We start from the raw sequence: 12,705 nt of genomic DNA, 5'->3' as shown, positions 1-12,705 counted from the left end.
ATATCTTAATTTTGGAGAGCCAGTCTCTGAATTCCGTGGTACTCTGAAGCTTTCAGAGGAGAAATAAGGATTGAATAGTTTTCCTCATGCTCAAAAACTTTTGCCACATAAGCGATGGTTTCGCTGAAAATCGGCACTCTTCTCACTCTTTTAACCAAAGTCGGCCCCGCGTTATATGCAGCCAAAGCAAGGTCCATGCGGCCAAAGGTTTCAACTTGTTCGGCAAAATATTTTGCGCCGCCATATATGTTTTTTTTCGGTTCAAACGGATTCTTTACCCCGAGATAATCGGCAGTTTCCGGCATTAACTGCATCAGACCCACGGCCCCTTTGGGAGAAACCGCCTTCTGATTGAAATCAGACTCCACTTTAATGATTGCCATCAGCCAGCTCACGCCTACATTATATTCATTTGCAGCAGATTTGATAATCTTATAAAATTTCAGTTCCTTTGGCTGTAATTTTTTTTTAAAATTCGCCTGAAGCGCGGAAACAGGCTTTGTCAGTTTGTTTTTTTTATTGGAAGATATTTTTTTAACCTTATGATGAATATGCCTGGCCTTTATTCGTCTGTGTTGTTGCAATTTTTTTTTTGAATTCACATGAAAACCAAAAATACGCTTTGTCAGGTTCTTTTTCTTCTTGGAACATAAGTTTTTAACCCTGCGATGGCTCTGGCCGGTCTTCATCTCTGTGTATTTATGATCGGTCTGGTTTTTAAGCCTGATGTCCGAATCACGATAGCCGGATGTCATCAGTCGGTGTTCATAATCAATCTGTCTCCTTGTTTTTTTATTGGAAAGTATCTGTTCAACTTCATGTTTACTGTAGCCAAGCTTCCTCAATTTATGGCTCTGAGAAATGCCTGATACCTCATTATTACAGATAATAAAGGCAATGAATAGAAAAAGAATGTTCTTCTTCATTTTCACGGACTCCTTTTGTCATTTTTAAGAAAATCTCTGCTACTCCGGAGTGCCAAAATTACAGTCTGGCAGAAATGCCATTGCCAAACTTACAGTTTGGCACTCCGGATAGTTCTTTTCTTAATGTCTGTAGTTAAAAACCGGATTTTTTTGCAAAAATCCGGTTTCTTAATAAAATGATATTTTTGAGATTCGGACAGGTCGGAGAAATAAAAAATTGCTCCGTGTCCGCTGAATCAGAACAGGACAATATGGGGAGGATTGCCCCTGTTTCCGCCTAAATTGTCATATCATGTGCGAACTTATCCTTTTGCTGAAAAAAAAGCTTTGTTGGCTTTAAAGGTCATATAAAGATCCGCTTTGCTGGCAATTTCAAGAGGGGAGTGCATCCCGATAAGAGCCGGCCCGCAGTCAACAATTTCCATTCCATAAACGGCCAAGTATTTTGCGATTGTTCCGCCGCCGCCCTGATCAATCTTACCCAGTTCGCCAGTCTGCCAGACCACATTGCTTTTATTGAAAATTTTGCGAATCACTCCCATATATTCCGCGCTCGCGTCACTTGATCCTGATTTTCCCCCTGATCCGGTGAATTTTGTTATACATACACCATATCCGAGACGCGCTGCATTTCTTTTCTCATGCACTTCCTGGAAATCAGGATCAAGCGCGCCATTGACATCAGCCGAAAGCGCCATTGAATTTATCAGTGTCTTACGCAAACTCCTCTCACTTGCATCTGATCCGGCTTTGACAAGAAGGTCAGAAACAAACTCCTCCAGAAATCGGGATTTTGCTCCTGTATTCCCCTCACTGCCGATCTCTTCTTTATCAAAAAAGAGCGCCACGGATGTGGTATCCGGCCTTTTAATCTCGCGTATTGCCTCAAGGGCTGAGAATGCGCAGATACGGTCATCCTGTCCATATGCGCCGATCAGACTCCTGTCCAGGCCGATATCTCTGGCGTTTCCCGCAGGCACGATTTCGATTTCAGCGCTGATAAAATCCTCCTCAATCATGCCATACGTTTCATAGAGATAGTGAAGAATACTGAGTTTGAAACGCTCTTTTGTTTCTTTGTCTCCGAGGGGAAGACTGCCGACAACCACATTCAGTTTTTCCCCTTCAAATGCCTCGGACAATTTTTTATCCCCCTGTATTTTCCCCGCGAGATGCGGAAGCAGGTCCAGAATGGTAAATACCGGGTCATCCTCGGATTCGCCTATGGATAAATTTAACTCCTTTCCGTCATTTTTTATAATTTTACCATGAATGGCCAAGGGTCTTGCAAGCCACTGGTATTTTCGGATACCGCCATAATAATGGGTTTTTAAAAAGGCCATATCTGTTTCTTCATAAAGGGGATTCTGCTTGAGATCCAGACGGGGAGAATCAATATGGGCACCGATAATGCGCACACCGTCCGCCATCGGTTTTTTTCCGATGATACCAAGGGCAATGGCCTTATCACGATGGATTTTATAGAATTTCCCGGAATTGGAATTTCCCTCATCAATATTTTCAAATCCGTTTTTCTGAGCCATCTCCAGTATGGTGGAAACCGCTTCCCGTTCTGTCTTTGAAGTGTCCAAAAATGTTTTGTAGGCTTCGGCAAACTTAAAGACCTTGTCTTTTTCATTTTTGCTCAAAACGTCCCAGGCAAGAGAGGGTTCCCGTGCAGTATGTTTCCGAAGGTTCTCAATTTCTTTTTTGCTGAGTTTGGGGTTCATTGTTTTTTCCTCATAATTTGTTAAGCATCTAAATTATACAAAAAAATTCATATTAGGCTTAGAGGCAAGGTCAGGCGGATTTTCAAAAAATCTGTAAAGCATGTCTTCAGCCTCCTCCATATCTTTTGCATTCAGGACTTTGTTATACAGCGTATGTCCAAAGCAAAAATTCGCGGAAAAATATAATGTGAATTTTCTGAATCGTCTTATGGCTTTTTTCGGGTCATAATGTTTAATAAGAAGCTTTGCCAATTGTATTGCCGAACTGAGATAAATATCGGCCCCCGGGTCATAGCCGTCTGACCATTTTGCAAAAATCCAGGGTTTTGCAATCGCCAGCCGACCGATTGCAATACCATCACATGCTGTTGTTTGCAACATATTTCGACAGTCATTATGATCAAAAACATTTCCGTTCCCGAAAACCGGAACAGAGACAGATTCTTTGACCATTCTGATATATTCCCATTTCGGGGGACGGGCACGGCGGTCAGGCGCGACCCTGGGATGAAATGTCAGGGCATCAGCCCCCGCGTCTTGGAATCTTTTTGCCATATCAATGGCAATCTGAGGATCATCTTTCCAGCCAGTGCGGAATTTCACAAAAACCGGGAAAGAAACTGCTTTTCTGACGCTTGCCACAATTTGAGCCGCAAGTTCGGGAAATTTCAGAAGCGCCGCCCCGCAGTTCTGACGACATATCGAAGAGACAGAACATCCGAAGTTGATGTCAATGCCGAAAAAACCTTGTTTTTCAATCCTGCGGGCCGCTGTGGCCATGATTTCAGCATCCGCGCCGAAAATCTGGCATACCAGATAAGGCAGTTCCTCATCTCTCCACTTGAAAAACGGAGAAACTTCTCTGTTCTCATACGGAATTCTTTTCGCACTGCACATCTCTGTAAACAGCAGTCCGAATCCTCCATATTTTGAAACCATCTCCCGAAACGCAATATGACCGAGGTATGTCATTGGCGCAAGAATCAGCCGCTTTTCAACGGACTTGTTTCCCACGGAAAGCGGGCGGTTAAGAAGCTTGGAAAGATCAGTGTTCATTTAAAATAATCCTTATGAAAAAGGTGTTAAGTGTCAGGTGTCAGATGTTAAGTATGTGGACAAAGTGTCTGCCTAATTGATTGATTTTTAAAAGATATTTAAGTTTTAGTCTTTGATGCGGTTTTCCGCGGTGGAAAATGCAACAGCAATCACGGAGAGACTATGATACGAATCATCACACAGATTGCAAACCTTATCCGCAGAAATCTACCGTGAAGGGATTCTTATCGTGTTGACGGGTGACTGCGTTTTTTTTTGATCAGCGAAAATTTCGTAGCCTTTGAACCGCTCGAAATATTTTATATTTTCGGTACCCGTCTCACCGAATATGTCAGGAAAGCCGGGACATCTCTGCCAAAAGACAGTTTCGTCGAACTGAGGAGGAAAAAACAGGTGTGGCGGTTCGCTGATTTCGGCTTCATACACAACACATGGGACATATTCCGCCGCGTCATCTTCTGTCAGCCGCTGTATGAGGACGGACAGATGAGACGCCCCTTAGACAGTGCCGGTGTACCTTCTTGTGACGAATATTTGTTATGACACCGTGAGCGGAGATATGTCACAAGAAATAATCCGGCTGACCTGATTATTGGTTGTAAGGGAAAGTAAGCCCCCGGGCACCCTCTTCGGGAAAAACACTGCTGATACGGCGCACAACCCTCATATCTGATGTCACATCAGTGTTGGTTATCATCTTGAAAACCGGCAGTTTGATTTCAGCAATTCCATGCAGCGCGGACCATTCCATAGGCCAAGATAGGATTTCGTGAAGCCATTCCATTTCGTCTTTATACCCGATGCGCTTTCCAAGGTCTGCAAATTGGTCGGCCATTATCGCTGTTTCGCTGCAATCAAATGAACAGGGAAGATGAGGCACAGCTTTCAGATTCATTTTATGAAGAATCATGTTTGCTTTGGGATCGCCCTCTGTCTCAATGAGAGTTTTCAGAGGAGTCTGTGAGCCGTTCCGGGTATTACCGGCGGCCTGCCATACCGTGTCAATATGTTTCTGCTCCGCACAGACCGTCAGATAAAACTTACGGCAGCATTCGGGATAGCCCAGCATCCTTCCGATCTCGTCGTGGTCATGTCTCTCACACGCGTTTATAAACAATGCTGCATTTTCTTCGGAACCAATGACCACATCCATTGAATGATATTCTGCCTTGGTGCTGGCTTTAAGAGGCACAGGCGATGTTGCGGGACATTGTGCCACAATCAGTCCCTGTCTGTTCAGCATCTTTCTCAAAACAGGCACATCCTGCGGAGGTGTTCTTAGAAATGTACATGCCCGAAGCCCCTCAGACACAGAAGCGATCTCAATCTGGGGCCATGCCTGCATAACCCGTCGGACCCGGGTTTCCCACACCTTTCTGGCCTGATATCCTGTCCAGGTCCATCTTACAAATATCGGCAAAACAGGAGATTCTGTTTTCAATATGATCCTCACTTTTTTCTTGGTTTCAGATGAAGCTCGTCAGTTGTCAGTTGCCTGTCGTTAGACATTCTGACAAGTGGCTGAAATCATTGTCTTTGAATATTTCATACTTATAGCAGTAGCAGGGTGTCAGAGCGGCGTTTCAAGCCAGCATTGGGGATCCTGGTTGTAAAGACCTCCAGTGTTGGCCGATGCCATGGCGCGGCATCCCCGGCAGAAATTGGTGTATCTGCATATATGGCAGGGAGATGACGCGTCCGGTGAGAGAATTCTGCAATCCTCAAGCTGATGAAACAGATTATCTGTGTCCCGGACATTCCCGATTTTGAGGCAGGGCATAAGTCCGCATAATCCGATGTCTCCCTTATGATTGACGTTAAGCATCTGTGGTCCATAAGCATAACATCCGAGTCTGGGACACCCGGTCTCATATTCTTCAGGATCAAACAGGCTTTCTTCGGCCAACAAGGGGATCCATAGCTTCTCTTTGAAACCAAGACGGAATCCCTTTCTGTAATTTTGATAATAAAAATCGAGCATTGTTGACAATAATTTTTTATAATCAAGGGGGGTTATATCCGAAAATTCAGTATGTCTCAATCTGCCGATCCTGGCAACGCGGCCGATCACCACAAAGTCCGGCTCGGACCCCATGACGAGGGGCAGCGCGTCCGTTATGCTTTCTATGTTGAAATTGCCGACAGTGAGATTCCAGTTCACTGGAATTCCGTCAGATTTCAGCAACTTTGTTTTTGATTTCAGTTCTTCTGTTGTATCTTTTCCTCTTATGCGGTCATGAACTGCCCTGCCTCCCAGACATGTGAATCTGACATTTACAGCGTCATAATTCCTCAAAGATTCGACAATCCCGTGGTTTATTGTCGAAGGATTCCCCTTTATTGTGAAAAGCAGGTTCCGTTCTTTAAGATAAGAAACAAGTTCGTCAAAATTCGCATACAATATCGGATCCCCTCCGGCCAGAGAAATGACCGGCCTCTTATTTTTTGCCGAATAATAAAAAGATATTTTATCCAGAAATTCTTTCAGATCCTCAAAATCAATCTCACATACGCCCTCGTTATGAGATTCCGAAACACCGCAATAGAAACACGCGTTACCGCATTTGTTCGTAAGCTCCAATTCTATATGTCTGTACAAATCGTAGATATCTATTTTTCTCTCGAATATTTCCTTAATATGCTTCCTGAATTCTCCTGTGTATTTCATTTTAATCCATATCTTTCAAAATAGAACGTATTGTGGGATTCCGCCCCATGGTCCACGCGGCCAGCATTTCCTGTTCCACATCTTTTCTTATCTGCCGCATTGAGAGCGGTTTCTCTCCCCGGCTGTTCATTCTGTGTTCAAAATGCTTATAAAGCGTTTTCCACGTCCCACAATGCGCTGTCCTGTTGCGCCAGTCACCGTTCATGGCGCTGGAAGGACACCAGCCTTTGCACATCAGAAAAAAACGGCATTCTCCGCATCCGCCATGTTCCTGCGGGGTGTGATACAGCGCGATATAGCGTTCATACCCTCTTGTGTCTGCTTTCAGAAACTCAATACCCTCTTTATGGCTATGCCCGCAATTGATCATCTCTCCGTTTGTTCCCAGTGTGTCCACGGACTCGGAACTGTAAAAATCACACGCGCGCCAGACACAGGACGCGCGTGAGTCGTCACCTTTAAGCAGATGTTTCATATCATTGAATATGTCTATAAAATCCCTCTTCAGTTCCTCAGACAGAGCTGCAAACGCTAGCATGGCCTCGGAAGTCTCTTCCGAAGAAAGCGAGTATCTCCCCAGAACCACCGGGTTATATGCTTCCAGAATGTGCAGGCGGACATAACGGGCCCCCTTCCGAATCAGACCTCGCAGCCAGTCAAGCATTACCGGCAGTTTTTCACGGACCGCGTTCTGCCGGTGCAGCGTGACAATCAGGGCGGTGGGGATATTTTCACTGCACAGGCGAAGGATGGCATTTTCTGTTTTGGCAGTGGCTTCCCGTGTCTTTTCAAGGGTTCCTGCCCAGCGCAGATCATTGCATTCTCCGGGACCGTCAATGGATATACCCACGACCGCTTTGTATTGTCCGAACATGCGGATGTGGTTATCATTAATCAGAGTGCCGTTTGTCTGAATTATATTCCGCTTATAGCGTTCAAATCCCAGGGAAAAAAAGCTTTCCAGCTCTTTCTCATCAAGTAGAAGCGGCTCTCCTCCGAATAATGCGAAAGGTCTGTCTTCTTTTTTCAGCAGACTCTTTACAGCCTCAATTTCACAAAAGTCTTTCGCATTCCCCGCATCTTTCAGAGTATTTTCATAACAATATTTACAGGCAAGATTGCATTTGTTCTTTAAAGGACGGACTTCAAGCACCATCAGATTGCCTCCGGTTGTAGGTTGTAGGTTATGGGTTCCGGACTCTTGGATCCCGGAACCCGGCATCCGCCTAAGCCTTCATTTTCTCAGGTATGTTCCATCCAAAATCCTCATAAAACTTTTCCGGCAAAACCACTTGCAGACCGGTTACCGACACATTGAAACCAAAATCAAGGGCAAGATTCTGGAGTCTGCCCCAGTCATCTTTCGGAATCGATTTTAATTTGTCAGCGCACTTGTCTTCGATCAGCTTTTTCAGAAACATGATTTCCTGGTCGTAAGCCATGATTTTCTCCTATTTATATATATGGGCGCATTTGCAGGACTTGCTCTCTGGCTGCTGATCGGAAACAGGCAGAAGCGTAAGAAAGAGCAGAAGTCTCCTCCAAACAATACAAATACGCCCTGTAAGTTAATGCAAGTTAATCTGATCTGTTTCTGAATGTCCATCATTTAAACAGAACAGAATCTTGTTCTTGTTCCTGCCCTTCATCCTGTCCATTCGGCCCAATGCAAACAGGCCGTCAGAAGCTGGAACAAGAGTAAGAGCAGGAGTTGTTGCTGATTTTCCATCGTTGGAGATGACCATACACGCTCTCTACCATCCTCCCAAGTCAACATACGGCAAGTCAACATGCGGCGGGGACAAATCCACCCAGGGAATCAGATCCACCCAGGGAATGTCCACATGCGGAATCCATTTTCCTCCGAAGACATCGCCCATAAAGCCAGCCACAGCGTCAGCCGCGAATCCCGCGCCCTTGAGTGCGTTATTAATAACATCTTCGGTAAACCTGCCTGTGCTTTTAAGGAAACTACCGACCTCTCCCACCGCGTATCCGGCTCCCTTCAGCGCTGTGGAAATACCCTCCGCACTCAGATTATATACATCTTCGATTGCCTCACCCACCTCATTAATGGCAAAACCAGCATTTCTGAGGGCGATGGCCGCTGCCTGGGAAGTCAGGTCATAAGCGTCCTCAAGTCCCTGGGTGATTTCCAGGGCACCCTTCCCCAGTATTTTATAAGCTTCTATCGCTGCTTCCTTTGTCTCATTATAGACTTTTTTCGCGACGCTGGCAACAGCTTCCCCGCATGTGATCAGACCGTCTTTCACAGCATTGGCCCATTCGGCAAGGCTCGGGAAGATGGCCCTGAACATATCCTCAACATTATTTATGATATGCTGCTGCACCATGGCGAAAAGATTCTGAAAATCCTGGGGAGACTGGTAAATATCTATCTCCGGCATTGAAATCGAGGCCCCCCAGAAAGTGAAACTTCCGTTAAGCTTCAGATTGAAAGAAGGGGCAATGGTCACTTTCAAGAACGCGCTGGCATCCATTCCCACATCCACAATCGGAATATTGTCACAGACCTTTATGCCGGCAATCGTGATGGGGCCGGTATTCAGATTCAGGTTAAAGTCTATGCTTCCCTCTGCCTGAAAAACACCATCTCCATATGCACATCGGAGTGTCAAAGTCAGAATATCACCCACTTTGTTCTCCAGCAAGAAAATGAAACCAGAGGTGTCAGCTGCGATAAGAAGTTCCTGGCTTATTCCGAGCAGATAAATCTTGCTTGATATATAAAATTCAGGATTTCCGGCCAGGCCGAGCTGAAGATGCATTCTCGGATTGGGGGTGCCAAGGGCACCTTCCACTTTGAACACACCTGCGATATCAATCCGATCCATGGCCGCATCAAGAAGAAAGCTTTTGGTGGACACATTGATATTCACCTCAGCCTTCCATCCCCAGAGAACCAGCCTGCCCATGACCGTCAGACCCTCATCGTTGAAATAGATCTCTCCTATCTTTGTGGCCGAAGGAACAATATTCACCTTGACATCCCGAAGCGACACATCAATAATATTGTTCAGTGTGTTTCGGATGCCGGCCGGCACTGCCTGATATGCCACAAACGCTCCAGGAGCCATAAACGTCAGAATTTCAAGCAGAGAAATCTGCTGGGTTTCGCACGCGATGACGAACTGATCCGGATCGTTTGTATCCACCAGAATGGCCGCGCTGGCGTCAACAGTTCCCAGCTTCGCGTCACCGGCAATTCCGATATTGTCAATCCAGGGGGGCGCATAGGTAAAACCGATCTGGACAGCAAGGTTTCGGATAATAATTCCTGGAATTCCAAACGGCTCCTCCCATGCGGAGCCTCCGCTGCCAGTCTTGTTTATTGTGTATGAGGCAGTGATGGACTCGGGTTCGAGCTTTACGGCACCTGTAAAATAAAGATCCTCGGCATTGATCCATTTCATGGTGATCTTCATGTTGCTGATGACCGTAATTGAGGGTTCCGGAGGAATTCCGCTGATCTCCAGGGCAATACCTGCTCCCATGTATTTGACATTGAAGATATCTCCTCCTGAAATGATCGGGAACTCCTGCTCCAGATAACCTTCCACCAGATATTTGAAACCTGTTGAGAGCTTGCTGACTCCCGCGTGAAAGTCAACTTTTTCAGCGCCCAGCAAGTTTCCGACAAAAGCCAGCATCTTATCGGAGGAAGATGCTATCGGAAGTATGCCGTAGGCATTGAAACCTTTCAGAATGCCCAGGGGATAATCCTTGTCATTGTTTATGTCATCGGAAGATATCACAATGGCAGGCTCATCAAAACGAAGCGCTCCGGCAATGGGAACATCAGGCAGTATCTCGCCGATTCCCCATGACGTATTCGGTCGGATTTTTATGAGCGTGCCAGGCTCTCCCATGTTCTCAAGGAAGAAATCCGCACTGATCGCCGCTGAAACAAGTCCGAAAACCGAGCATGTCCCAGCTATGCGAAGCCCGATTTTGAGGGCGGCGCTCTTCGCTCCCACATCGCCGCCCACTTCGCCCAGGATGTAAAGCTTGGCTCCTTCCATCTCCAGGAAAGTGACATTCACGCCAAAAACACTGCCAAAAACGTCAAATTCTCCGAGCAACGGACTGTCTATTTTCAGCGTTCCCTTGGGAACGCCTCCCACTTCGCTCTCTATGGCCTCGACAATTCTCTCACCGAGGCTCTTAAATGGTTCGGGCAGGGTGGACAGATCAATATCCAGAATCTCATAGGAGTCACACGGATTTGAAACGACAACAGGATCAGAAAGGACCAGACCATCCGAAGCAAGATTCCATAAGGCTCCGAAAATTTTTCCGTCGTTGTCATTGCGGCTGAAATCCGTGATTGTGACACCGCTGCCGACCCGGATCGGCCAGTAGCCTGCAAGACCGCTCTCCTTGCCGCTCAGATTACACTTCATATATTTTCTGATCTGTTCTCCGGTTCGGGCATGATCCCACAATCTGACTTCGTCTATTTCTCCCTTAAACTCGTAGCCATCTCCTCCGAAGAGACTTCTGGCGATGCAAATTGCCTCATTTTTTACTGCCGGCAGCCCGCTCACGGCTGCTGATGCGGCCTCCTCACTGTTGATGTAGGTTTTCATGGCTTTGCCGTCATTGGTTACGGCGACATGGTTCCATTCATCCCATCTGACAGATCCGTTTGGCGTGTTTATGCTCAAATCTCCGTCCGAATGCAAAACATACCCGTTCGGATTCAGCCAAATATTGAAGTTCGGTCCAGGTTTGCCCATGATGCCTGCCAAATTGGGCGGTTTTCCTTCAGGTCTGATCCAGAGTTCCGCCGTATACGCGGAGACTCTTAATTCAGGAGCGTCCGGAATGATAATATAATCGTCCACCCCGTCAAATTTGACGACCGCATTACGGGGAGAAGGCGGCCGAAACTGAAGTTCGCTCTCTGTCCAGACAGGGCCTTTTATATCCGCGTGATTGAGCTTGAGGCTCAGGTCGCCAGCCTGGGCGTCCTGCCCCTCCTCAAATCTCCAGTACCCGGTCAGACAGCGTTCATCGCCATTCAGACGGCATTCCATTCTTGACCGGATTTCGTCGGAAGAGAGAACCTTGTTCCAAATCCGGAACTCGGCAATGCTTCCTTTATGGAATTTATTTTTCCAGCATCCGATCCAGAGTCCTGAAAGCGGAATGTCCGGCCCGTCCGAGTTCTGGCTCGATGCGACCAGCTCCCCGTCGAGGTAGATCCCCATGAAGCTCCCGCCGTTTCCCTCGGACACCAGGGCCACATGGGTCCATTTGTCCAGGTGGGGAGAGTAGTCCACGGACACCCTTCCGGTTCCCCCGCAATGCCCGTAATCCCAGTAGAGAATGCGGTTGTCCCAGGGTGCATGGGCCTGAAAGCGATTCGGATTGTCCTGGTTGCCGACACTGAAAACACCGGAAGCTCTGAGATCGGCCACCCCGGTTTTGTTCCAGAACTCGACTGTCACGGGTCCGCCTTCCGCCCATTGGAATCCTTCTGATTTTACATAGTCGTCCTGCCCGTCAAACTCCAGAACCATCACAGACTGAACTTGGGCTGCCTGAGCCTGAAGCTTGTCAAACGGCACGATTTGGGGACTTCCGTGAATCTGGCCGTTGTTGCTCCCGGGACCGAGATCCGCGGCAGAGCCGCCGCAGAGGGGCCAGTAGCTCAGAAGATTCGGCTCGCTCCCTGTCAGAGTCCGGGTCATGTCCGCCCGAATTTCCGACTGGCTGCGGGCTTTGCCCCAGATGCGGATTTCGGCCAGGGGACCTCCGAAATACCTCTCGCTCCGTGCGATGCCCAGCCTGCCCAGAACCATATCTATTGCCTTGTCAAAGTCCTTCGCGCCCGAGTTCCGGCCTGCGGGCTCGCCGTCAACATAGAGGAATATGTCCGCGCCGCTTCTGACACATGCCGCATGGTGCCACTCCCCGTCATTGAAGGCGGTTTCGGAACGGATCTCGATGTTGTTGGTTCCCGGAGGGGCGCGGTGAAAATAGCGCACCTGTCCGGCTTTGTTGATTTCGAGAAGGACGCCGTGGGTGCCGGCGACCGTGCCAGCGAGAACATCCTCGTAACTGCCGGCGGTGGCAAACCATGCCTCGACAGTGTAATCCCCCGGGCAAAGTCAATTCCTCCCAGATCCACATAATCGTCCTGCCCGTCGAGCTTCAGGGCCGTCAGAAGCGGCATCTCCCCGGTCTGAATCCGAACTTTGTCAAACGGCACGGTTCCGGGATTTCCGTGAATCTGGCCGTGGCTGCCTCCGGGACCGATATCCGCGGCCGAGCCCTCGGTCAGGGGCCAGTAGCTCAG

9 protein-coding genes and 1 pseudogene are annotated in these 12,705 nt (G+C 47.6%); 1 reads left to right on the top strand and 9 read right to left on the bottom strand.

The annotated features are described in order from the left end of the window. Positions 1–5 precede the first annotated feature (5 nt). From dnm_RS16145 to dnm_RS16135, 3 genes are all read right to left on the bottom strand, one after another. A complete protein-coding gene (locus tag dnm_RS16145; RefSeq protein WP_207677951.1) occupies positions 6–926 on the bottom strand; it encodes a lytic transglycosylase domain-containing protein in 921 nt (306 codons plus the stop codon). A 302-nt stretch (positions 927–1,228) separates the two neighbouring features. Further along, positions 1,229–2,656, bottom strand: coding sequence for an aminopeptidase (locus dnm_RS16140; RefSeq protein WP_207677950.1), 1,428 nt, complete (start codon positions 2,654–2,656; stop codon positions 1,229–1,231). A gap of 33 nt (positions 2,657–2,689) precedes the next feature. Continuing rightward, entirely contained in the window at positions 2,690–3,712 is a 1,023-nt protein-coding gene (locus dnm_RS16135) for a tRNA dihydrouridine synthase (RefSeq protein WP_207677949.1), read from the bottom strand. Positions 3,713–3,967: 255 nt separating this feature from the next. Here dnm_RS16135 and dnm_RS16130 point away from each other — a divergent pair, with 255 nt between their 5' ends. Continuing rightward, positions 3,968–4,255: a hypothetical protein gene (locus dnm_RS16130; RefSeq protein ID WP_207677948.1), complete on the top strand. Its 288-nt coding sequence runs from the start codon at positions 3,968–3,970 to the stop codon at positions 4,253–4,255. Between the two features lie 46 nt (positions 4,256–4,301). On the opposite strand, the gene dnm_RS16125 is transcribed toward dnm_RS16130, so the two are convergent. The 6 genes and pseudogenes from dnm_RS16125 to dnm_RS31450 form a co-directional block, all read right to left on the bottom strand. Next, positions 4,302–5,153, bottom strand: coding sequence for a hypothetical protein (locus tag dnm_RS16125; RefSeq protein WP_207677947.1), 852 nt, complete (start codon positions 5,151–5,153; stop codon positions 4,302–4,304). Between the two features lie 129 nt (positions 5,154–5,282). Further along, positions 5,283–6,380 (bottom strand): radical SAM protein, encoded by a 1,098-nt coding sequence (locus dnm_RS16120; RefSeq protein ID WP_207677946.1) that lies wholly within the window; start codon positions 6,378–6,380, stop codon positions 5,283–5,285. A 1-nt stretch (position 6,381) separates the two neighbouring features. Continuing rightward, positions 6,382–7,536, bottom strand: a complete 1,155-nt coding sequence (locus dnm_RS16115; protein WP_207677945.1) for a radical SAM protein — start codon at positions 7,534–7,536, stop codon at positions 6,382–6,384. 70 nt (positions 7,537–7,606) lie between these two features. Next, on the bottom strand, positions 7,607–7,822 hold the full coding sequence (locus dnm_RS16110; RefSeq protein WP_207677944.1) for a hypothetical protein: 216 nt from the start codon (positions 7,820–7,822) through the stop codon (positions 7,607–7,609). A 312-nt stretch (positions 7,823–8,134) separates the two neighbouring features. Beyond that, complete coding sequence (locus dnm_RS16105; RefSeq protein WP_337833616.1) at positions 8,135–12,139, bottom strand: LamG domain-containing protein; 4,005 nt, start codon at positions 12,137–12,139, stop codon at positions 8,135–8,137. Between the two features lie 27 nt (positions 12,140–12,166). Then, positions 12,167–12,451: pseudogene (locus dnm_RS31450) on the bottom strand (LamG-like jellyroll fold domain-containing protein); the annotation flags it as partial. Between the last annotated feature and the right edge of the window lie 254 nt (positions 12,452–12,705).

The organism is Desulfonema magnum, from assembly GCF_017377395.1.
In the GTDB taxonomy this organism is placed as follows: Bacteria; Desulfobacterota; Desulfobacteria; order Desulfobacterales; family 4be13; genus Desulfonema_C; species Desulfonema_C magnum.
The sequence above is the reverse complement of the archived record's forward strand: the minus strand, read 5'-3'. Positions and strand labels throughout refer to the sequence as shown.